Annotated in this window: 23 protein-coding genes; 10 read left to right on the top strand and 13 right to left on the bottom strand. The window is 63.7% G+C overall.

The features are described 5' to 3' along the window. Window positions 1–6: 6 nt before the first annotated feature. From ACQR2C_RS06915 to ACQR2C_RS06900, 4 genes are all read right to left on the bottom strand, one after another. On the bottom strand, window positions 7–1,305 hold the full coding sequence (locus ACQR2C_RS06915; protein WP_434880786.1) for an FAD-binding domain: 1,299 nt from the start codon (window positions 1,303–1,305) through the stop codon (window positions 7–9). Window positions 1,306–1,317: 12 nt separating this feature from the next. Beyond that, complete coding sequence (locus ACQR2C_RS06910; protein WP_316239103.1) at window positions 1,318–1,491, bottom strand: DUF1328 domain-containing protein; 174 nt, start codon at window positions 1,489–1,491, stop codon at window positions 1,318–1,320. A 144-nt stretch (window positions 1,492–1,635) separates the two neighbouring features. After that, window positions 1,636–2,010, bottom strand: a complete 375-nt coding sequence (locus ACQR2C_RS06905) for a hypothetical protein (RefSeq protein ID WP_316239104.1) — start codon at window positions 2,008–2,010, stop codon at window positions 1,636–1,638. Window positions 2,011–2,161: 151 nt separating this feature from the next. Then, complete coding sequence (locus ACQR2C_RS06900; RefSeq protein ID WP_434880785.1) at window positions 2,162–3,145, bottom strand: AI-2E family transporter; 984 nt, start codon at window positions 3,143–3,145, stop codon at window positions 2,162–2,164. Between the two features lie 266 nt (window positions 3,146–3,411). Between ACQR2C_RS06900 and ACQR2C_RS06895 the strand changes: the two genes are divergently transcribed. From ACQR2C_RS06895 to ACQR2C_RS06870, 6 genes are all read left to right on the top strand, one after another. Then, window positions 3,412–3,897, top strand: a complete 486-nt coding sequence (locus ACQR2C_RS06895; protein ID WP_316239106.1) for a hypothetical protein — start codon at window positions 3,412–3,414, stop codon at window positions 3,895–3,897. A 274-nt stretch (window positions 3,898–4,171) separates the two neighbouring features. Further along, entirely contained in the window at window positions 4,172–4,531 is a 360-nt protein-coding gene (locus ACQR2C_RS06890; protein ID WP_434880784.1) for a hypothetical protein, read from the top strand. A 1-nt stretch (window position 4,532) separates the two neighbouring features. Further along, window positions 4,533–4,790 (top strand): DUF5985 family protein, encoded by a 258-nt coding sequence (locus tag ACQR2C_RS06885; protein WP_316239108.1) that lies wholly within the window; start codon window positions 4,533–4,535, stop codon window positions 4,788–4,790. Then, window positions 4,791–5,081 carry a DUF5985 family protein gene (locus tag ACQR2C_RS06880; RefSeq protein ID WP_434848057.1) on the top strand — a complete coding sequence of 97 codons (291 nt, stop codon included), beginning with the start codon at window positions 4,791–4,793 and terminating at the stop codon, window positions 5,079–5,081. It begins immediately after the preceding gene. Window positions 5,082–5,124: 43 nt separating this feature from the next. Further along, window positions 5,125–6,267 carry a hypothetical protein gene (locus ACQR2C_RS06875; RefSeq protein WP_434880783.1) on the top strand — a complete coding sequence of 381 codons (1,143 nt, stop codon included), beginning with the start codon at window positions 5,125–5,127 and terminating at the stop codon, window positions 6,265–6,267. Next, window positions 6,264–7,367 (top strand): alpha,alpha-trehalose-phosphate synthase (UDP-forming), encoded by a 1,104-nt coding sequence (locus ACQR2C_RS06870; protein WP_434880782.1) that lies wholly within the window; start codon window positions 6,264–6,266, stop codon window positions 7,365–7,367. Before ACQR2C_RS06875 ends, ACQR2C_RS06870 begins: the two co-directional genes overlap by 4 nt. A 32-nt stretch (window positions 7,368–7,399) precedes the next feature. Here the strand turns inward: ACQR2C_RS06870 and ACQR2C_RS06865 are convergent, their stop codons facing one another. The 5 genes from ACQR2C_RS06865 to ACQR2C_RS06845 all read right to left on the bottom strand — a co-directional run bounded on the left by ACQR2C_RS06865 (window position 7,400) and on the right by ACQR2C_RS06845 (window position 11,846). Beyond that, the gene (locus ACQR2C_RS06865; RefSeq protein WP_434880781.1) at window positions 7,400–7,849 is read right to left on the bottom strand and encodes an SPW repeat domain-containing protein; all 450 of its coding nucleotides are present in this window, start codon (window positions 7,847–7,849) and stop codon (window positions 7,400–7,402) included. Window positions 7,850–7,936: 87 nt separating this feature from the next. After that, window positions 7,937–8,542 carry a PRC-barrel domain-containing protein gene (locus tag ACQR2C_RS06860; protein WP_434880780.1) on the bottom strand — a complete coding sequence of 202 codons (606 nt, stop codon included), beginning with the start codon at window positions 8,540–8,542 and terminating at the stop codon, window positions 7,937–7,939. 87 nt (window positions 8,543–8,629) lie between these two features. After that, the gene (locus ACQR2C_RS06855; RefSeq protein ID WP_434848054.1) at window positions 8,630–9,034 is read right to left on the bottom strand and encodes a BA14K family protein; all 405 of its coding nucleotides are present in this window, start codon (window positions 9,032–9,034) and stop codon (window positions 8,630–8,632) included. A gap of 182 nt (window positions 9,035–9,216) precedes the next feature. Then, window positions 9,217–9,876, bottom strand: a complete 660-nt coding sequence (locus tag ACQR2C_RS06850; protein ID WP_316239114.1) for a response regulator transcription factor — start codon at window positions 9,874–9,876, stop codon at window positions 9,217–9,219. After that, complete coding sequence (locus tag ACQR2C_RS06845; RefSeq protein WP_434848053.1) at window positions 9,873–11,846, bottom strand: ATP-binding protein; 1,974 nt, start codon at window positions 11,844–11,846, stop codon at window positions 9,873–9,875. Before ACQR2C_RS06845 ends, ACQR2C_RS06850 begins: the two co-directional genes overlap by 4 nt. Before the next feature lie 180 nt (window positions 11,847–12,026). Here ACQR2C_RS06845 and ACQR2C_RS06840 point away from each other — a divergent pair, with 180 nt between their 5' ends. Further along, window positions 12,027–12,833, top strand: a complete 807-nt coding sequence (locus tag ACQR2C_RS06840) for a Crp/Fnr family transcriptional regulator (RefSeq protein WP_434880779.1) — start codon at window positions 12,027–12,029, stop codon at window positions 12,831–12,833. 188 nt (window positions 12,834–13,021) lie between these two features. Beyond that, window positions 13,022–14,287 carry a cation:proton antiporter gene (locus tag ACQR2C_RS06835; RefSeq protein WP_434880778.1) on the top strand — a complete coding sequence of 422 codons (1,266 nt, stop codon included), beginning with the start codon at window positions 13,022–13,024 and terminating at the stop codon, window positions 14,285–14,287. Window positions 14,288–14,378: 91 nt separating this feature from the next. Here the strand turns inward: ACQR2C_RS06835 and ACQR2C_RS06830 are convergent, their stop codons facing one another. Genes ACQR2C_RS06830 through ACQR2C_RS06820 form a run of 3 tightly spaced genes read right to left on the bottom strand, consistent with a single transcriptional unit; the run spans window position 14,379 to window position 16,473 of the window. Continuing rightward, on the bottom strand, window positions 14,379–15,095 hold the full coding sequence (locus tag ACQR2C_RS06830) for an SDR family oxidoreductase (RefSeq protein WP_434880777.1): 717 nt from the start codon (window positions 15,093–15,095) through the stop codon (window positions 14,379–14,381). Between the two features lie 48 nt (window positions 15,096–15,143). After that, window positions 15,144–15,818, bottom strand: coding sequence for a peroxiredoxin-like family protein (locus ACQR2C_RS06825; RefSeq protein ID WP_434880776.1), 675 nt, complete (start codon window positions 15,816–15,818; stop codon window positions 15,144–15,146). Between the two features lie 34 nt (window positions 15,819–15,852). Next, window positions 15,853–16,473 (bottom strand): glutathione S-transferase family protein, encoded by a 621-nt coding sequence (locus ACQR2C_RS06820; RefSeq protein ID WP_316239119.1) that lies wholly within the window; start codon window positions 16,471–16,473, stop codon window positions 15,853–15,855. Window positions 16,474–16,670: 197 nt separating this feature from the next. Between ACQR2C_RS06820 and ACQR2C_RS06815 the strand changes: the two genes are divergently transcribed. Both ACQR2C_RS06815 and ACQR2C_RS06810 read left to right on the top strand, forming a co-directional pair. After that, complete coding sequence (locus ACQR2C_RS06815) at window positions 16,671–17,555, top strand: LysR family transcriptional regulator (protein ID WP_316239120.1); 885 nt, start codon at window positions 16,671–16,673, stop codon at window positions 17,553–17,555. Between the two features lie 140 nt (window positions 17,556–17,695). Next, window positions 17,696–19,003 carry a DUF2254 domain-containing protein gene (locus ACQR2C_RS06810; RefSeq protein WP_434880775.1) on the top strand — a complete coding sequence of 436 codons (1,308 nt, stop codon included), beginning with the start codon at window positions 17,696–17,698 and terminating at the stop codon, window positions 19,001–19,003. A gap of 905 nt (window positions 19,004–19,908) precedes the next feature. Here the strand turns inward: ACQR2C_RS06810 and ACQR2C_RS06805 are convergent. Further along, window positions 19,909–20,325 (bottom strand): tetratricopeptide repeat protein (locus ACQR2C_RS06805; RefSeq protein ID WP_434880774.1); only part of this gene is annotated, 417 nt, incomplete at its 5' end.

Raw genomic sequence — 20,325 nt, 5'->3', positions numbered from 1 at the left:
TTGGACTCAAAACCGGTCGGTTTGGGGGGCTGACGATCGATCGCGTAAACGCCAGTCGTAGTTCGGAAGCGGCAGGGCATCGGCGATGTCCCTGCCGAAGGCCAGCCTCGCCACCCCCGGAAAGGCGAAGGTCTTGATCACCAGATTGCGGAACAGCAGGCCGGCGCGCGTCTTTGGCGCGAACGCGCCGGCAAAGCGCTCGGCGGCGCCCTGCTTTGCCTCGATATAGGTCCGCAAGACCTCGTCATATCGCGCGAACGCCTCCTGATATCGTCCCGAGCTGGCAGCAAGTTCGCCCGCCAGCACGTAGGCGGCGATCATTGCCAGGGCCGACCCCTGCCCCGCCAGCAGCGATACGCAGAACGCGGCATCGCCCACGAGGGCGACGCGACCGCGCGACCAGCTTGGCATTCTGATCTGACTGACCCGGTCGAAATAGAGATCGTCCGTGCGGTCCAGTTCGGCGAGGATCTCATGGCATTCCCATCCACCGCCCCGATAGACATCGCGCACCACCGTCTTCTGCTGGTCGGGCGAAGCCGGCAGATGGGGATCGGTCGACGCGAACACAAACAGAAACATGGTCCGATCGTCGCGTAACGTAAAGCGTCCGACCATGCGCCCTGGCTGGCTATACATCAAATACACGTCCTGATCGCGCGGCCGATAGCCTCGCACCTCGAACGCCGCGACGACATAGCCGAGGTGCCTCTCGAATGCAGTCTGCGGTCCAAACACCAGACTGCGAACCCTTGAATGCAGGCCATCGGCGCCGATCAATAGATCGAAGTGGCGTTCACCGGCGCGCTCGAGTTCGACCCTGATGCATTCCGGCTCTTCACGAAATGCGATGATTTCATCGCCGAACAATACCTCGGTGCCGTTCTTGATGCTTCCGAACAGCAACCGCGACAGCTCGCTCCGTTGCACCGTCACATAGCTTCCGCCGGTCAACTCAGCGAAAACCCGGGTGCCGATGCCTGCCAAGGTCCTGCCGCAAGCGTCAACGACGCGCATCTCTTGAACGTGGTACCCGCTGCGATGAATGTCCGGAAGCAACCCCATCTGTTCAGCGATGTCGTAGCCAAGCCCCCAGAAATCAATCACGTAGCCGCCGCTGCGCTGAGCAGGTGCGCGCTCGACCAGCGTCGGCTCGAAGCCCGCGGCCTTCAGCCAATAAGCGAGCGTCGGTCCCGCGATCCCTGCCCCCGAGATCAATACGGTTCTCATCGGCAACACCCAGGTGAAGCCTTTGAACTTGGTTGCACAGCCGCTTGGAATCACGGGCAACCACGCTTGCAGCATAGCTTCTCGAACTCAGAAGATCACTTCTCCGGCCACGAACGCCAACACGATGAAGACCACGAAGATCGCGAGAGCGGCGAAGAACAGCCATTTGGCGATCCGGGCGGAGCCGGCGGCAATGCCGCTGAATCCGAGAAAGCCTGCGACGACCGAGATGACGAAGAAGATGAGCGCCCATTTCAGCATGGAGCCTCCGGAGCAAACGCGCTTGTACGCGAGAAAATAGACGACCGCTCCCCGTGCGCAGCTCTCAAGCGCTGCGGCGCCCACCAACGGCGCCGCCGCAACGCGTTCTTGCGCCGTGGTGACGGGCGCATGCGATCTGCAGCGCTACTTGCTGCTGTTGTTGGCCTTCGAGCTGCTGCCCGAGCCATCGTGACTGGCGCCGGCCGCGCTGCCTGTGGTCTGGGCCTGGTTGTCGATCTCGGTGAACATGGTCAGGGAGTGCGGCCCGATCACCATCGTGACCGGATCATTGTTGCTGTCCTTCGCGCTGACCAGGAACGAGCCGGGCACCACGTTGATGTCGGTGAAGCCCTGCTTCTGCAGCTTCTGCTTGATCTGCTGCGGCAGCGGCTGGGCCTGGTTCGACGCCTGTGCGCCTTGGGTGCCGGGTTGCGAGCTGGCGCTGGTTCCTTCCGCGAAAGCCGGAGCCTGAAGCGCCGCGAGCACCAGCAACGATGATCCGATGAGTTTGATGGACATGGAGGTCTCCTCTATGAGGTTGCACTGAGCTCATGTTGAACCGAGCCAAAGCCGGATGGTTCTCTTCCGTTCGAGGGGCTCGGTGCGCCGCCGTACCACTCGACGGTGCCACCATGAGCAAAGCCCGTCACGACCGGACATTGGGCGTCGCTCAGCCACCGCGCACTCGCGGCTCGCGATCAAGAAAGTCGGCGACATAGAAGCGCTTTCCCAGCGCGAGCAGCACAGCCGCGACGGGCGTCGCCAACGCCAGCCCCAAGGTGCCGAACATCACCCCGAACAGCAATTGCATCGAGATTGTGAATGCAGGAGGAAGAGCGACCGTCCTCTCCTGAACGCGCGGCGTGATCACATAGCTCTCGATGAACTGGATAGCGACGTAGAGAGCGGCGATCCAAAGCGCCCGCATGGGTCCGTCCGTCAGGCCAATCAGGACGGCGGGTGTCGCGGCCAGAACCGGACCGATGTTCGGAATGAAGGTCAAGAGCGCCGCCAACACCGCAAGCACCAGCGGCAGCGATCCGCCGAGCGCCCATAATCCGATGCCGGTGAGAATGCCGACCACCGCCATCGACACGAATTGCGCGAGCAGCCAGCCGCGCAAGGTCTGTCCGGCCTCCGCCAGCATATCGGCCGCTCGCGGCCGCATGCTGGGAGCCACCAGCGCCACGATGCCCCTCACATAGAGTTCAGGGTTGGCGGCACTGTAGAGGCCGATGAAGACGACCACCACCGTGCTGCCGAGGAACCCCAGCGTCGTCGAGAACACGGAGGTTGCCTCTCGACCCGACGGCAGGAACCTGTCGACGTCCAGCAGACCGACGCCCCGCTGCATCCAATCGTGCGAGTCGATCATGTGCTTCGCGGCTTCGATCGCGCGCGGAAGTCCATCGAGAAGATTCTGGAACTGGTCGGCGAGCCTGGAGCCGGCGAAGGCAAGAAAGCCCGCCAAAAACGCAACGAGCGCAACGCCGAAGATGCCAAGTCCGACAGCCGGTCCGACGCCAAGCCCTTTCGCGATCCACGAGCCGCCGCTCCTCAGGAAGACGCCGAACAGGATGCCGGCAAAGACGATCAGCAGAACATCCGGAGCGAGCCACAGAAGCACCGCGGCGATCGCGCCGACCGCAAGCATGCACACGACTCTCTGCGGCATGTTTATCCTCTCTCGAACCAGCTCGATGCGCGTTTGCATTGACAACGCACACCGGAAGACACAGCGGCGACGCACGCCGCCTTTTTCTTCCGGATCGGCGGGCAAGTACGGACGCGTACCAACAACCGCTCCGCCATGGCCTCGAAAGCCGTGCTGGATTGTTGAAGAGCGATCGGCATCAACGACCTTCTCTGAGCGGATGAGGACGCCGGTGTCGACCCAATGCACGACGACAGGAGCGAAAGATGCGCAATTTCGGCTTGGCACTGTCCCTCTCTGCAATGATGGCGATCACGCCGGTCGCCGGCACCTGTGCCGCCCCGCTGACTCCGCTGTCCGCAACCGCCAGGCCCGCGGCCCATCCGTTCGGCAGTCAAGGCGAGCTGACGGAAGTCCGCTGGCGCGGCGGTTGGGGAATCGGCGCCGGCCTGCTCGCAGGAGCGCTGATCGGCTCGGCTCTGGCCTCGCCCTACTACTACGATGCTTATCCGGCCTATGATGGCTACGGATACGCGTACGGCCCGGCTGGCTATGATCCTCGCTACGCGTATACGCCCTACTGGGGCGGGTATGGGTGGGGCGCAGGCCCCGGTTTCTATACGGCCTACAGTTACGCGCCTGCCCCGTGGGGCTACACGATGCGCCATCAATGGCGGAACAGCTATGGCTGGCAGCCGAGGCGGTGGCGGCATCACCATCACGGCGTGATTCGCACACACCATCGTTGGTGAGCACAAGTACGGGACCAATACCGCCCGGCCCGCATCAAGCAGCTCGCACCGTCCGACACCTCCCATGCTCGTCGGCGCGATGGGTGCCCGAAATCCATCCGCCTGGAGTTGGTACGGCAGCGTACCAACTTGAGCGCGCCACGGCGCATTGGACTTTGGCAGAAAGCGGAACCACACTGCCGCCTCGAGCATATGTGAGGCTGCTTGATCCGCTCGCCGAATTCCACCAAGCTGCGGGCAAATCAGATCTCGTTGCTTCATGCCCAAACAGCCCTTGGCCAAGACCATTCAGGACTTCATCCTGAATCACATTCACACTGTCGCCCAGATGGAAGCCCTGCTCTTCCTCCATTCTCACCCGCGGGACCGTTGGGTGGCCGCAGAGATGGCCAAACGGCTCTACGCCACGGAACGCGAGATCGTCGCCGCGCTGGCCGAACTTCACCGTGATGGTTTTCTCAGCGAAGCTGACGGGCACTATCAATTCGACGCATCTCCGGAGCGCGCCGAACGCGTCGCGGAACTCGCCGAGGCCTACCGTCATCAGCTCATTCCGATCACGAACCTGATCCACGGCAAGCGGCGGAGCATCAATGCGTTCTCGGACGCGTTCAAGCTGCGCAAGGACCGCTAGCATGGCCGCGGTGATCTACACTCTGTGTGCGCTGACCTGCGCCTTGTGCACCGGCCTGCTTGCGCGCGCCTATGTCCGCTTCCGATCGCGGCTTCTGCTCTGGAGCGCGATCTCGTTTCTTGGACTGACGTTCAACAACATCGCTCTGTGGGTCGACAAGATCATTCTGCCTGAAGCCGACCTCTCGCCCGTCCGCAACGCGATCGCGCTGATCGCGATGCTGGTTCTGATCTACGGCCTCGTTTGGGAGTCAGAGTAGATGGCACATCTTGGCCCGGTGCTCGGCGGCAGCGTCGCCGCCTGCTCTCTCATCGCCGCCCTGTTCTTCCTCAAGTTCTGGCGCAGAACCGGTGACCGCTTCTTCCTGTTGTTCTCGGCCGCATTCATGGTCGACGCCGGATCCCGGTTCCTGCTTGCGGCAGTTGCGGTCTCCGATACGACCGAGCCGATGTACTACGTCCCTCGGCTGGTCACTTTCGGCCTCATCCTGACGGCGATCATTCAGAAAAACGCCGGCCGCAACGCGCAAGATCCTCGCAACTCAGATTAGGAGACGCCACATATCACCCCGCACAGTGCTTCCGGGACGAAGAATGATCTGGTCCGCAGGTCAGTTCATGCGCCGCCCGGCGGCGAGATATCTCGCTTTGACCGCCGTGGCCGTCGCGATCGTCGTGGCCGGCCTTGTCATTCTCGCCTCGGTCCTCATCGAGAGCTGGTCGCGGCAGGACGTGGACCTGCGCTCGCGGCTGGTGTTTCGATCGGTCCGGGATCGGATCGTCGCCGCCGCGAACTCTCCCCAGCAGGCCGACATTGGCGCTCTGTTCGAACGCATCACCGAGGACGAACGCATTCTGGCGCTGGGGTTCTGCACACCGGACGGCGAGCTGCGCTACGCGACAAAGGACTTTCCGCGCTCCATCACCTGCCGCGCCATCGACCGGGACAAGCGCCGCACCTTCGACACGACCAGCTCAGGCCGCCGCGTCAATGTTGGAATCTTTCCGGTCAACGCTCCCCAGGCCGCGGGAGATCTGCTGGTCATTCATGATCTTGCCTATGTCGACGAGCGGGCCGCCGAGGCGCGCGTCTACGCCGGGCTTGCGCTGGGCGGAATCGCACTCGGACTGGGCTTGTTTGCCTTCGCCGTCGTATCCGCGCTGACCCGATCCTGGGCGCGGTCCATCCGAAGCATTCTCCAAGGCGCATCCGCCGGCGCCGAGGCGCCGTCTCCGTTCAGCGGCTCGCCGATCGGCCGTGCCGTGCACGCCACGCTTGCCGAGCTGCGAGCCGAGCGCCGCTTCGGCAGCGACATCAACATCGACTGGTCGCCGCATACACTGCATCGGCTGCTGGTGGAGCGATTGCCGGACGCGCAGGTGGTCGTCGTCTCCAACCGCGAGCCATACATCCACAACCGTTCGAGCGAGGGCATCGTTCTGCAAAATCCTGCCAGCGGCCTGGTGGCCGCACTCGAGCCGATCATGCGGGCGTGCGGCGGGGTCTGGATTGCGCATGGCTCCGGTTCCGCCGACCGCGACACAGTCGACCGGCATGACCGCCTGCAGGTTCCTCCCGGTGATCCCGCCTACACCCTTCGCCGGGTATGGCTGACCGAGGAGGAGCAGACAGGCTACTACTATGGTCTCGCCAACGAAGGCCTCTGGCCGCTCTGCCACATCGCGTTCGTTCGCCCGACATTCGGGAGACGGATTGGCTGCAATATTGCAAGGTGAACGAGCGCTTCGCCGAGACGGTCGTCCAGGAGGCCACACGCGACGATCCGATCGTCCTCGTGCAGGACTATCACTTCGCGCTGCTGCCCCGTATGATCCGTGACCGGCTGCCGAAGGCGACGATCATTACGTTCTGGCACATCCCGTGGCCGAATGCAGAAACATTCAGCATATGCCCTTGGCGCAACGCCATCATCGAGGGCCTGCTGGGCAGCACGATCCTGGGCTTTCATACGCAGCTTCATTGCAACAATTTCCTCGAGGCCGCCGACCGCTTCATGGAAAGCCGCGTCGACCGCGAGCACATGTCCGTCACCTATCGTGGTCAGGAGGTGCTGGTGAGGCCATATCCGATTTCGATCGAATGGCCGCCAGCGGCGCTTGCGAACCAGGCTCCGACGGAGTCCTGCCGCGCGTCGGTGCAACGGCGGTTCGGCCTGTCAGCAGATGTGCGGATCGCAGTGGGGATTGAGCGTTTCGACTATACGAAAGGCATTCTCGACCGGCTCAAGGCGGTGGACGATCTCTTGACCCGCCACCCCGAATGGATCGGCCGGTTCGTGTTCATCCAGGCCGCGGCACCGACACGGAGCAAGCTCGGCGCGTACAGCGCTTTGCAGGAAGAGGCCGAGACACTCGTCAACTGGATCAATGCGAAACATGAAACACGCGATTTCGCACCGATCCGTCTCGTCATCCGCCACCATGAGCCCGATGAAGTCTTCGAGCTGTTCAGGGCCGCCGATATATGCGTCGTATCGAGCCTGCATGACGGCATGAATCTGGTTGCGAAGGAATTCGTCGCCGCACGTGACGATGAACAGGGCGTGCTGATCCTGTCGACCTTCGCCGGAGCTTCCCGCGAATTGTCGGAGGCCTTGCTCGTCAACCCCTACGACACGCACGGCATGGCGGACGCGCTGCAGAATGCGTTGCAGATGCCCTCGTCCGAACAGCGCAACCGCATGCGGCTGATGCGGGAGCTCATCCGGGAGCGCAATGTCTATCGCTGGGCGGCGCAAATGCTGCTCGACGCATCCCACATTCGGCAGCGTCAACGCATCGGATCAGTCGAATTGCAGGCACAGCGATCGGCGTGATGAGGTCCTGCGCTCGGCATCCCCCCGCGACTTCAGCGCGGGGCCGCTGCAGCGCGGCGAAGCAGCAGGAGCCGCGAGGTCGCAAGGGCGAATGCCATGACGCCGCTCAGCCCGACGGTGACGGCTGGCAGGCCGGCCAGACCGATCACGAGCGGGGACAGAATGGCTGCTGCCGACGCGAGGAGGAGAATGTATTCTTCCCAGACTTCGAACGCCGCCAGCGCAGCGAAGCTGGTGACGCCGATGACAGCCCCGAGCACGCCGGCCGTCTGCGTCGCGGTGTTCGGTGCCGGGCCGCCGAAGCCGAGAATCCAGGGTGACGAGAACAGGAATGCCCCGACGACAAGGCTCGCGAGGTCGCACCAGATCCCGGCCAGGAACGCTCTCCTCACCGTATGCTTGACCGGGACTCTTTCGATACGCTTCAGACCAGGCGCGTGAGCGCCTGCCCGGTGGGACCACGCATTGCCTTCGATCGTCATTGAGCTTTCCTCCGGAGCGGAGCCACAGATCCTTGAGAGCTGCAGCACGACCGGAGCGGCGCGCGCGCCGCTCCGGTTCGTCCTTGCCTACATGCTGCTCGGATATTTGAACGATGGAGCCGCCTTCAACTGCTCCGCGGTCGTATCCATCGATGCATGCCAACGCTTGTCGTTCTGATCATATTTGATCTTGATCGCCGATGGACGCACCGCCACGTACTGGTCGCCGATCCCGAGGAAGCCGCCGACCGAGAGAATGTAGCCGTCGACACCGTTCTCGTTGAAAGCGATATCCTTGATGGTGCCGATGTTCTGCTTGGCCATGTTGAAGACGTCCAGCCCGATCACACGCGATCCGAGGCCGTCCTTGGCCGGAACGGATGTGAAGGCGCCGCCGGGAGCTGTGTCGGAGGCCGATCCAGCCGCGGAAGCTGTATTCGCGCCGACCGTCGCCACTTCAGCAGTGGCGTTCGCTCCCACGAGCACCGTGATCGGGTTGCCTGACCTGTCGTTCGCCTGGATGACGGTTGAGGCGGGCATCACCTTCACATTCGTGAAGCCGGACTGCTGGAGGTTGGCGACGATGTCCTGCCGACTGCTCTGATTTGCCGCCGGTGACTGCGATGCGGTCTCGCCGAACGCCGCGGTCGACGCGAGAGCTGTCAGCGCCAGTGCTGCCGTTATGTTTCGCATTCGATCGATCCTTTTAGGTCTGTGCTTTCTTTCGGGACCTTGGGTGCGTCCATGAGGAGCCACTTCTCCTCATGGACGAGCCGCCGCTCATGGACACGGATGGCGCTGTCCGTCGTAGCCGAGATAGGTGCCGGAGCCCGGGTCGTAGGATTTGAAGCGCTGCGAGCAGTAGGCGTCCGTCTCGGCCGCCTGTGCGCGGCTGTTGGCGATTGCTCCGCCGATGACCGCACCTGCGGCGAGACCGCCGATCGCAGGGCCCCAGCCGTAACCGCGGTGATGCCAGCCGTATCCCCGATAGCCATATCCCCGATACCCGTGATGCCAGCCGCCGCCGCGCCAACGCGCTTCAATGACATTGGACCGGTTGTCGATGCTTGCGGTTGCGACCGGGGCCTTTGGTGAGATGACGGTGGCGGCACTTGCCATCTCGCCGCTCGAGAGGATGGCGACGAGCGCGACGGTCGCGATCGGAACTGCGTTTTGGGTCCGCATGTAGTTCTCCTTCGTTTCGACTTGCGAAGGACCAATCCCGTCCATCCGTTCGGGTTCTCGCGGAGTGTACCGCTGCGTACCAGTGATGGAGTGAGGAGAGTCATGCGCGCTGGTGACGACAGCGTCGGCCCAGCGAAAGAACGCGTTCTCAGCGTCAGCGGCAATCTGTCGCGACCCCACGCCTATCTGGCGAGATCCCCGAGCCACCCTTGCGAAACGCCGTATCGGACGATGTCGGCCCTGGTGGAGAGGCCAAGCTTCTCGATCGCCCGCGCCTTGTGCGTTTCGATCGTCTTCACGCTCACGTCGAGGCGCCCGGCAATCTCCTTGTTGCTGAAGCCCTGCGCGATGAAGCGCAGCACTTCGGCTTCGCGCGGCGTCAGCTCGTGTTGGGACGCCTTGTCGGGATGCGACTCGTCGAGGCGCGCCGTCGGCAGCACCTTCTCCGCGATGGCGGGATCGAGATAGACGCCGCCCTCGGCAATGGCCCTGATCGCACGCACGAGATCTTCGGCAGCAGAGCGCTTGAGCAGATATCCACGCGCGCCAGCCTGCATCATCGGTTCGATATAGGCGCGATCTTCGTGGACCGTGAGCGCCAGCATCCGTACCGAGGGCGCCCGATCGGCAATCCTGTGGGCCAGCTCGATGCCGCCGATCACAGGCAGCGATATGTCCAGAACCGCAATATCCGGCGTCTCGCGTGCAATGACTTCGAGCGCGGTCTCAGCATCGGTCGCCTCGCCGACGACCTCCATGTCCGCGACGTGCGCGAGGAGCGCCTTCATCCCGGCCAGCACCAGAGGGTGATCATCCGCAAGCGTAATCCGGATCGTGGTCAAGAGCTCACACTCACGTTGGTCACGGGAACGGTCATGAAGAGCGTCGTTCCGTGCTTCGGCTCGGTTTCAATCGCGAGCGTCCCGCCAAGCAGAGACATTCTCTCTTCGATGAAGGAAAGACCCAACCTCTGGCTCGCAACCTCCTCGCCCTCGCGCCGGTCGGGATCAAATCCCTCACCATCGTCTTCGACGATGACGCGCAGCTCTTCGCCCCGGCGGTCGAGCACGACGCTGACCCGCCGCGCGCGCGCATGCTTTGCCACATTGGTCAACGCTTCCTGGATCGCACGATAGACGGCGCTCTCGACTTCCGGTGGAAGCCGGCCCGTGCGCCCCAACGTCTGAACGTCAGTGCTCAGTCCGAATCGTCGGCTCCATTCGGAACAGAACGCCTCCACGGCCTTGTACAATCCGAGATCGTCCAGGGCGGTGGGACGAAGGTCTGCCGCAATCTGATGAATATCACGCCCGATGTCACTTGCGAGCGACTGCAAGGAATGCAGGCGATCGAGCTGCGCCGCCTGTCCCGGCATTTGCGCAAGCGCCTGCTCGACATTCTTGAGACCGAGCAGCAGGCCGGTCACGGTCTGGCCGATCTGATCATGCAATTCCCGCGATAGACGCTTGCGCTCGTCCTCTTCCGCCTTGCCAAGACGCCGCAACAGGCGCTGGCGGTCGAGCTCCGCACGCTTGCTGTCGTCGATGTCGATCAGGACAGCGACGACGACCTCGGCGCCTGTATCCGACCGATGCGAGCTGCGGCCGTTGACGCGCAACCAGCGCCCCTGAGGGGTTGCGGTCCTGAAATCCACCGTCACCGCCTGATCGCCTTGACAGTGCAGCAGGGCAGTCTTGACCACGTTGCGGTCAGCCGGCTCGATGGCATCGACGAGTTGATCCAATGCGAGGGTGAGGTCGTCAGGGCCAGCCATGTCACGCAGCTGCAGCATCTGGAGCGCTCGCCCGGATGCGATCACCTCGCCAGTCGACACGTTCAGGCTGAAGACACCGAGATCCGCAGCATCGACCATGATGCGTCGGCGCTCTTCACTGGCCTTCAAAGCCAGCGCGGCCTGGGCTTCCTGCTCCAGACGCCGCTGCGAAATGTCGCGCGCCGTGAACCAGACGAGCGCCATGCCCAGCGCGAAGCTGACCGCACCTCCGCTGGCGAGCACGATCGCCGAACGACGCACGGGAGCATCAAGCTGGTCTGTCGGAATTCCGAGATGAACTGACCAGCCGCTGGTGCCCGGCAATTCCTTGAAGATCGAATCGACGGGAGTGCCTTCGACCGTCGTTCCCGTGTAGTTTCCCTCCGAGCCCTCCGAAATCGCCTGCCGAACGGCGGCGGCCGCGGGACGGCCGAGCTCAAATTGGTCGCCAATCGTCCGCGCGACGATGTTGCCTTTCGCGTCGACGACGACACCCACCCATCCCGGCGGGGCGCCGGCGCCTTTAAGGATCTGACTCACCGCGTCCGGCACGAGGGCGACCGTCAGGACGAATTTCAGTTCACCATGCCGTTCGACCGGCGCCCGCAGCGCGACCAACCGTTTTCCCGAGATGGGTCCGATCGGCCCGATGCCGCCGATCGCGGCTTTGCGGGTCGTCAAGATGCGTTCGAAGTTTTCACGATCCGCCGTTGCCCCCAGATCTGCCCCGATGGGCCGAAGCAGATTGAGCACCTGGTTGCCCTTGGGATCGACGAGCTCGATCGTCTCCCAGAGCGGCCTTGCCTGTTTGATCCGCAACGCCTCGATGTAGAACGAGTCGAGATCGGGAGCGTCCAGGCTCGCAGAGGTGGCGAGTGTCTCCGCGATTTCGACCTGAAGGCCGAGCTCAGAGGACAGGCGGCTGACGACACGGTTGAGCGTTTCGAGCGCAGCCACACGCGAATCGGTTCGCGCCTGCCGGGCATTGAGGAAGACGACCCAACCCGCGAACAGGATCAGTGGAATGGCAGCGGCCATGACCAGGAGCACCAGGGACCGCCGAGTGGCACTCGCTTTCGTGCTGGTCACAACATCCTCTAGAACCGGGTTGTCCGAAGGGTCAGGTTTTTCCTGACGGCGTCTGACCGTCAGCCCGACTGGGATCAGCGTCGTGCACTCACCATCAATAGTCAAATGGTGATGGTTAGGACGGTCGACATGCTGAAACCCGAGACGATGCAGGAGCGCACGTGGAACGTGGGACCACCGCGGACCGTGTGGGCCGACGGAGCGCCCTGCCACAATGTGCATGAGACATGCAATGCCCTGTTGAGCAGGCTCCCGCAACGGTCCCGTCAGCTTCTGCTGGAACGTTGCGAGACGGTCGACCTCACACCGAAAATGCGTCTCCAGGATCGCGGGGTTCCCATCCAGTACGCCTACTTCATCGAATCTGGCGCTGCGTCCGTGAGCACGCGGGCCGGCGACTGCCTCCAGGTCGAAATCCAGACGCTCGGCAAGAAGGATTTTGTCGGCATTCCCCTGGTGCTCGGGATGCGGATTTCACCGCATATCTGCACGGTCCAGATGCCGGGAACCGCGCTACGCATTCCCGCCGAAGCGCTCATCCATTTAATCACCACGGATCGCGACATCGAGAAGATGTTGCTGCGCTATGTCCAGGCGACGCTCATCCAGAGTTCCCAGCTCGTGGCGTGCAACTCACGGCACAGCTTGAACCAGCGGGTCGCGCGCTGGCTGCTGGTCGCCAGAGACCGAACCGACAGCCCGGAGATCGGCATCACCCATCGCAGCATCGCCCAGGCCCTTGGCGTGCGGCGCGCCAGCATCACGGACACGTTTGCGGAGATGGAGGCGGCAGGCCTGATCCGCCGGAGCCGGAAATATATTGCGATCAGCGACGAAGTCTGCATGGCCGAGCTGAGCTGCAACTGTCACCGCGTCATACAAGCTGCCCACGAAAATTCCCTGTTCGGAAGTCCCAGTCTGCACGGCGCGCCATGATGAACGAGCGTCCTCCGACGGCGTGACGTCTGATCCCCTGAGTGGAACCAACCCTCTCGCGAAGGCTTTCCGTGAGAACCACCGGCCTGTTCGCCGGCGGGCGGCTGTCCGGGCCAGGACACGGTCTGCCGCCGATCGTCAGAGCAGCCGCGCGCATCACGGCGCCACCCCAGAGGAGCGAGAATAATTTGGTATTTTCCCTTCTGGACCTGAGCGCAATTCTGCTGGCGCTCTCGGCACTGTTCGGCTGGCTGAATCAGAAATACAGCCCCTTGCCGCATTCGATCGGCCTGCTTCTGATGAGCGTCGTGGTCTCCGGCATTCTGGTTGCGATCGATGTGGCCGCACCGTCCCATCATCTGTTCGCGCCGCTGACGAACGCGCTGTTGCAGATCGACTTCACCTCGGTCGTGATGAACGGGATGCTCGGCTTTCTCCTGTTCGCCGGCTCACTGCACGTCGATCTGCAAAGGCTCAAGCGCCGTGCAATTCCGGTTCTCACGCTGGCGCTGTTTGGCACGGGCATATCGACCTTGGTGGTTGGTTTCGGCTTCTACGCGGCATGCACGGCCATCGGCCTGCCGATGTCGCTCGCCTGGTGCCTGGTGTTCGGCGCCCTGATCAGTCCCACCGATCCGGTGGCTGTCATGAGCACGCTCAAGAACATCAACGTCCCGCCAGACCTCGAGATCGAGATGCAGGGAGAAGCGCTGTTCAACGACGGCGTCGGCATCGTTCTGTTCACCATCCTGCTCCGTTACGCCACGGGGAGCGGAGATGTCGGTGCCGTCGATATCGGCGAGATGCTGCTGCTGGAGGCGGGTGGCGGCATTCTCCTGGGGCTCGCGGGCGGCTACATCGCCTACCGGGCCATGCATGCGATCGACGATTACGCCATCGAGGTGCTGGTGTCTCTGGCGCTCGTCACCTCGGTGTATGCGGCTGCCCTGCGGCTTCATTGCAGCGCGCCGCTTGCCGTCGTCGCAGCCGGATTGCTGATCGGGGATCGTGGCCCGCGATATGCCATGAGCGAGCAGACCCAGCGCTATTTGTTCGGACTTTGGACGCTGATCGACGAGATCCTGAACTCCGTGCTCTTCCTGTTGATCGGTCTCGAGGTCCTCCTGCTCCGCTTCGGCGCACTGGCGTTGCTGGGCGCCGCGACGGCCATTCCGCTCGTGCTGGTGGGCCGCCTGACCGCAGTCAGCCTTCCACTGCTTTTCCTTGCCCGGACCAAGCTCGTCTCAGCCCACAACATCCCGTTCCTGACCTGGGCCGGCGTGCGCGGCGGCATCTCGGTGGCCCTGGCGCTGTCGCTTCCGGAAGACCCGGCCAAGGCGCCGATCCTCGCCGCGACCTATGCGGTCGTCGTCTTCAGCGTGATCGTGCAGGGATCGACACTCGGTCTCGTCGCCAGGCGGACCCTGTCTCTGCCGGCCAAGGCCGGGCGCTGAGGTTCGACCCTGCCCTGCTCACTCCCCGCCCCCAGCGCCTCGCAGGACCAGATTGGACCCTTTCGGCGCCGTACCGATCTCTGTCCAGGCGCTAGAACGCAGCCTTGCCGATCGAAGCGCCCCCGTCAACTTGGATCGTCTGGCCGGTGATGAAGGCGGCTCCGTCCGACAACAGGAACGCGATCGCCGCGGCAATCTCGCCGGGCTGCCCGAAGCGACGCATCGGAACGCCCGAGAGATAGCGGCGCTCGCCTTCGCTGCCCGGCGGGTTGGTGGCGCGGAACAGCTCCGTCTCGGTCGGTCCGGGGGAGACCGCGTTGACCGTGATGCCCGTGGTCGCCAGCTCGAGCGCCCAGCTGCGGCTAAAGCTGACCAGAGCGGCCTTTGCCGCAGCGTAGGAAGTGCGTTCGACCGAGCCGAGCACGGTGAGACTGGAGACGTTGACCACCCTCCCCCAGCCACGCTCTATCATGCCCGGTAGGAGAGCCTGCACCGTCTGCAATGCTGGATGCAGGTTGACCTGCATCACCTCGTCCAACACGGGCAACTCAATCGCACCGAGCCGCTGCGGCCGAACCAGGCCGACATTGTTGACGACGCCGTCGAAACGGAAGCGGACCACGAGCTCACGGAGCGCTTCGTCGGTCGCGCTCTTGTCAGCGAGATCGACCGACACGAGCGTGCCTGGAAAGTCTTCTGCCGCTCCGCGCGCAAGACCCACGACGCGATGCCCGTCCCGTGCCAGACAATCCGCGAGCGCACGGCCGATGCCCTTGCTGGCACCGGTGATGAGGAATGTACGAGACATTGATATCCTCGCAAATTGGCTTCGTCCGCAGAGCGGCGGAGACGCAGGTCAAACGGCGACCGCGGCTGCGCGCCGAAGCGCGGGCAGCATGTCCTCAGGCTCGGGACGACGGGTGTAGTCCGGGTTCACCTCGGCGTAGAGGATCAGGCCGTCAGGTGCGATGACGTAACGAGCCGGCGTCGGCAGCGTCCAGCTCGGGTCGCCGTTGAAGGCCGGCAGATCATTCTTGAGGCTCTTGTAGAGGTCGACGAGATAATCGGGCAGCGCGAAGCGAAGCCCGAAAGCGGCGGCCACATCGTTGTGCGTGTCCGACAGGATCGGAAAGCCGAGCTCGTTCTGACGCACTGACTTTCGGCTGTTCGCCGCCGTCTGCGGCGAGATCGCGACCAGACTGGCGCCGAGCTTCTCGAACTCCGGCAGCGCTGCCTGGAGCGCCTGCAGCTCCATGTTGCAATAGGGGCACCAGACGCCACGATAGAAGCTCACGACCAGCGGGCCCTTGGCGAGCAGGTCCGAGGACGATACGAGCTGGCCATCTGGATCTTTCAATGAGAAGACCGGCGCCCTGTCGCCCGCCTTCAGCGCGCGCGTCGCGGCACCGCTCGCGATCAGTTCGGCCGTGGCCCGGTGCATCGTCTCGATCACCGATCGTGGCACTTGATAGGGTGGTTTGCCCGCTTCGAAATCGGCCTTGAAGGCATCGAGCTTGGACTGAAGCGTCATGATCTATCTCCGTGGATCAGGGTGAAAGGAAGCGTCAGGCGGCAGGAATGAGCGCGTTCACGCGCGTGACCGCGCGCTGCACAGCTGGCCGGCTTTCGACTTCGCCGTACCAGCGCGCGACATTGGGCGCCTGCCCAAGATCAACGCCGGCGAACTCGCGCCGCCACAGCCAGCCAAAATGAGCGATATCGGCAATCGTGAACTCGTGGCCGGCGGTGAAGGGCTGCTTGGCAAGAACGCCGTCGAGGATCGAAACTGTGCGCTTCGCTTCGTTGGAGAAGCGCTCGATCGCGATCGGCTGCGGCTCGCTCGCCAGACGCTGAAAGAAGCCCGATTGGCCGAACGCCGGGCTCAAGCCCGACGCGTGGAAGAACAATTGCTCGAAAACGCGCGCCCTACCCTCACCCGAGGCCGGCAACAGACGACCCGTCTTCTCGGCGAGATACACCAATATGGCGGCGGACTCGGTCAGGACGATATCCCCGTCGACCAGCACCGGCACCTTGGCATTGGCGTTCAGTGCAGTGAAATTCGGCGCCTTCTGTTCGCCTTTGCGGATGTTCACGCCGTGCAGCGCGTAATCGAGCCCCAACTCTTCCAGCGCGACCGGCACCTTGATGCTGTTCGGCGTGGCGAAGGCATAGACGTCAAGCATGATCTCGTCACCTCAAGTGCAGCTGGGGCCGATGCCCAAGACCGAGGAGCCCAGTCGCGGTCGGCGTCAGCCAATCCGCTCCGGTCTCGACCAGATTGCCTTCGGTCGGCCCGAAAGCGTGGAGAACTGATGCCCCTGTTCCGCTCGACAGGGCAGCAGGCCGTGGGCGATAACGGTTATTCCCAGGAGGAATGACGGTGGACAGATATCAAGCCATGTCGACATTCGTGCGCGTTGTCGAAACCGGCTCCTTCTCGGCTGCCGCGCGGCAACTCAATGTCGGCCAGCCCGCCGTGTCGAAAACGATTGCGCAGCTCGAGGACCGGCTCCAGGTGAGCCTGCTGATCCGCTCGACGCACGGACTAAGCCCGACCGAGGCCGGGCAGCGCTTCTATGAGCGGGCCAAGGCAGCCATCCAGGAAGCCGACGAGGCCGAGCTTGCCGCGCGCGGGGCCGGCGCGGGACTATCCGGCTGCCTGCGCGTGTCCGCGGCGACGACATTCGCCCGCCTGCATATCGTGCCGCTACTGCCACGCTTTCTTGACGAGCAACCGGACCTCGAGATCGACGTGATCCTCGACGATCGCGTCATCGACTTGGTATCCGAAGGAATCGACGTCTCGCTGCGAATGGGCGCGCTCGCCGACTCCTCGGCCATCGCACGCAAGCTGGCGACCGGCGGGCGTTCAGTGCTGGCCACGCCGGCCTACCTCGCGCGTGCTGGCGAGCCGCACAGTCCCGCGGATCTCACAGAGCATGAGGCGGTGATCTACAGCCAACTCCCCAACGTCTGGTCCTTCGCCCGTGACGGTGCCGAAGCGTCCGTTGCGGTTCATGGGCGCATCAGGGTCAGTGCGGCCGAAGGTCTGCGGGCGGCCGTGCTCGCCGACATGGGCCTGACCATCGCGTCCGACTGGATGTTCAGCCCGGAGTTGGCCAGCGGCGCCGTGCGCCGCATTTTGGCTGACTGGATGCTGCCGCCGCTCGATCTCTGGGCCGTCTTTCCAGGCCGTCTGGCTAGCGCCAAGGCGCGGGCGTTCGCAAGCTTTGTGGAAGGCGCCCTGGCCGGCAGTGCGCGATGAGGAGGATCCGTTGGAGGTTGAGCGGAACCTTCGCGGAATGGAACCATTGACAGGCGACGGACCATTGCCGTCCGTCCAGCCGGCCGCCGCGTGTCATCGCCCAGCGCAGGCTGGTCCGACCGCCCCGCCAATGAGGAGCAATGACCGCGCGATTCCGCAAGCTGCTCGACGATCTCGCAGAGACGTTCTGGCTGGTGCCGGCCTTGCTGATCCTGCTCGGTATCGGCATCGCGTTTCAGGCGATCGCGATCGATCGCGGCACGATCGTGCCCGGCTGGCTGCGCGACGAATGGCTCTACACTGGCGGCGCCACCGGGGCCCGCACCCTCCTGGGCGCCATCGCGTCCTCGACGATCGGCGTCGCCGGCACGGTGTTCTCGATCATGATCGCGGCGCTGTCGCTCGCGGCCGGCCAGATGGGGCCGAGGCTGCTGCGCAATTTCACCCGTGACCGCGGCAACCAGGTCACGCTCGGCGTCTTCCTCGCGACCTTCTGCTACGCGCTCATCGTGCTGCGCAGCGTGCGCACCCCCGCGGAAGGGGAATTCGTGCCGCATCTTGCGACGACGCTCGGCATCGTGCTCGCGTTTCTCTCGGTCGCCAATCTGGTCTACTTCGTCGGTCACATGTCCGGACGGATCAACGTCGACACCGTCATCAGCCTCGTCAGCGAGGATGTGCAGGCGATGATAGGATCGCTGACGCGCGAAGGCAGTCAACCTGCACCGCCACCCCAGAGCTTTTGGCGACATGCCGTTCCGATCACAGATCCGCGGCAAGGCTATCTGGTCCAGCTCGACGAGAACGGACTTGCGACCTGGGCCTGCGAGCACGGCACCTCCGTCCATCTCCTGGTCCGGCCGGGCGACTACGTCTTTCCCGGAGCACCGATCGCGATCGCGACGCACCCCTGTGATGGCATTGAAGAGGCAATCCGCAATGCGACCGCGCTCAGCCCGCAGCAGGTGACATCGGCGGATCTCCGGTTCGCGATCCGGCAGCTCGTCGAAGTTGCGGTCCGCGCGCTCTCGCCGGGGATCAACGATCCCCATACCGCGATCACCGTCCTCGACCGCCTCGGCGCAGCGCTGTGCGAGATACAGCCGGTGAAGCTGCAGACCGGCGTCTGGATCAAGGATGGCAAGCCGTCGCTGGTCGTTCCACATCTTCGTTACGGCGAGCTGGTCGGCGCCATGTTCGACATGATCCGGCAGAACGCGAGCAATGCGCCGCCAGTGCTGATCCGCATGATCGAGGTGCTGACGCAGGTGGTGAGCCGCGAGCGCGACCCGGATCGGAGCGACTGTATCCGCAAACAGGCCGACCTCGTGCTGGAGGACGCCGAGCGAAGCATCCGCACGCCGAGCGACCTGGACGCGATCCGCAGTCATCACCGCGTCTTCACTGCGATCCTGGAGAATGGTCCGCTGGGACGCTTCCGCGTCTGATCGTTGCGCGCAGACGCACATGCAGTCCTCCGCCGATTGGACCGAGGGATCAGCGACGCCGCTCCCCGCGTCGAGGCCGCGCGATCAAACGAACGACCACCGCCATGCGATCGCGTCAGCCGCAGTCACCCATGCCGCCGTCTACGACGACGAGGGCCGCGAGGACGTCGCTCGTCACCGGCGGCAACGCGATCCTCAAGGACAAGATCGGCGATCAGGTCGTCGTCCATGCCCTGCCGCGGCGATCAGGTGGCTCGTCTCTGCACGTGTCAAACAGCTGATATGGGTGGGCGATCTCGCGGCGGTTTCCGCCCGAGTCGTGCGCCTCGCATGAACCTCTTCTTCGAAGAAGAGGCGCAGGGAAGACCGGGTATCGGCTGATACCCGCGGTCCGCGTGCAGCAAACAAGCACGCGGCAGAACCACAGGTTCAGCCCAATATCCGGCCTTCCCTGCGCGACGGTTTTGCGGCTTATAGGCGCTCTCCCCGGGGACCGGCTGTCTTGCCCCCGTCACCAGCGGATCATCATCCCCGCCGGCTTGGTCTCAGCGTCGGGAGACCAGGACCACACCACTTCGCCGTCGCATCGCTCCGTTCGTCGGCCCGGCTGCGACACCAGGCTGCAGAGCAACGCGCCCATCGCATCTCCGGCTCGACGCTCGTGACGATCGCGAAACGTCCCTCTTCAACGAAGCCGGGATGCGCGGAAATGTGGAGGTGATTTGCCCGACGAGGCAAGGGATGAGTGCGCGACAAACTGGCACGACGGGCAGTGGACGCATGCCGGGTATGCGGGGATTGCCCGTAGGGCAGACGAGGGGCCTGCCCCAAAGCGACAAACGGAGGAAGCAGGTCATGTTTCATCGAACACGCGTAACTCAGGCTACGCTTGCTTCCTCGTCAAATCACCTTCCCAATTGCGGTCTGTTGGTTCGCTTCCGTACTTCCTCAATCGTACGCTCTACGAGCCTGATGAAGCGAGTATTGCCTCGACGTCGATTCAGTTCGAGACTTTCTTCGAGAAGCTCGATCGCCCGTTCGGGAGAACGCGTTTCAACTGCCAGAGCATAGCTCCTTAGCACCTGCGCCAAATGATTATCATTGCCTAACCTTCGGCCTATCTCGATGCTCCGCTGGTATGCTCGCTCTGCTTCATCGAATTTGTCCTGCCGCCCAAGCAGGGCCGCGAGGCTGTGCAGCGTCTGCGCGACATGGAACTGGTTGCCGATCTTTTCGCCGACCTCTATGCTCCGCCGGTAAGCCTCCTCGGCCTCATCGAATCTATCCTGCCGCCCAAGCAGGTTCGCGAGGCTGTGCAGCGT

It is taken from the genome of Bradyrhizobium sp. HKCCYLRH3061, assembly GCF_051168015.1.
Lineage (GTDB): Bacteria > Pseudomonadota > Alphaproteobacteria > Rhizobiales > Xanthobacteraceae > Bradyrhizobium.
This window is presented reverse-complemented; position numbering and strand designations above follow the sequence as displayed.

What these genes read in the sequence shown, in the direction of transcription:
- ACQR2C_RS06915 (WP_434880786.1), bottom strand. Translation starts at nt 1,305, where the DNA reads ATGCTGCAAGCGTGGTTGCCCGTGATTCCAAGCGGCTGTGCAACCAAG.
- ACQR2C_RS06910 (WP_316239103.1), bottom strand. Translation starts at nt 1,491, where the DNA reads ATGCTGAAATGGGCGCTCATCTTCTTCGTCATCTCGGTCGTCGCAGGC.
- ACQR2C_RS06905 (WP_316239104.1), bottom strand. Translation starts at nt 2,010, where the DNA reads ATGTCCATCAAACTCATCGGATCATCGTTGCTGGTGCTCGCGGCGCTT.
- ACQR2C_RS06900 (WP_434880785.1), bottom strand. Translation starts at nt 3,145, where the DNA reads ATGCTTGCGGTCGGCGCGATCGCCGCGGTGCTTCTGTGGCTCGCTCCG.
- ACQR2C_RS06895 (WP_316239106.1), top strand. Translation starts at nt 3,412, where the DNA reads ATGCGCAATTTCGGCTTGGCACTGTCCCTCTCTGCAATGATGGCGATC.
- ACQR2C_RS06885 (WP_316239108.1), top strand. Translation starts at nt 4,533, where the DNA reads ATGGCCGCGGTGATCTACACTCTGTGTGCGCTGACCTGCGCCTTGTGC.
- ACQR2C_RS06880 (WP_434848057.1), top strand. Translation starts at nt 4,791, where the DNA reads ATGGCACATCTTGGCCCGGTGCTCGGCGGCAGCGTCGCCGCCTGCTCT.
- ACQR2C_RS06875 (WP_434880783.1), top strand. Translation starts at nt 5,125, where the DNA reads ATGATCTGGTCCGCAGGTCAGTTCATGCGCCGCCCGGCGGCGAGATAT.
- ACQR2C_RS06865 (WP_434880781.1), bottom strand. Translation starts at nt 7,849, where the DNA reads ATGACGATCGAAGGCAATGCGTGGTCCCACCGGGCAGGCGCTCACGCG.
- ACQR2C_RS06860 (WP_434880780.1), bottom strand. Translation starts at nt 8,542, where the DNA reads ATGCGAAACATAACGGCAGCACTGGCGCTGACAGCTCTCGCGTCGACC.
- ACQR2C_RS06855 (WP_434848054.1), bottom strand. Translation starts at nt 9,034, where the DNA reads ATGCGGACCCAAAACGCAGTTCCGATCGCGACCGTCGCGCTCGTCGCC.
- ACQR2C_RS06845 (WP_434848053.1), bottom strand. Translation starts at nt 11,846, where the DNA reads ATGGCCGCTGCCATTCCACTGATCCTGTTCGCGGGTTGGGTCGTCTTC.
- ACQR2C_RS06840 (WP_434880779.1), top strand. Translation starts at nt 12,027, where the DNA reads ATGCTGAAACCCGAGACGATGCAGGAGCGCACGTGGAACGTGGGACCA.
- ACQR2C_RS06830 (WP_434880777.1), bottom strand. Translation starts at nt 15,095, where the DNA reads ATGTCTCGTACATTCCTCATCACCGGTGCCAGCAAGGGCATCGGCCGT.
- ACQR2C_RS06825 (WP_434880776.1), bottom strand. Translation starts at nt 15,818, where the DNA reads ATGACGCTTCAGTCCAAGCTCGATGCCTTCAAGGCCGATTTCGAAGCG.
- ACQR2C_RS06820 (WP_316239119.1), bottom strand. Translation starts at nt 16,473, where the DNA reads ATGCTTGACGTCTATGCCTTCGCCACGCCGAACAGCATCAAGGTGCCG.
- ACQR2C_RS06810 (WP_434880775.1), top strand. Translation starts at nt 17,696, where the DNA reads ATGACCGCGCGATTCCGCAAGCTGCTCGACGATCTCGCAGAGACGTTC.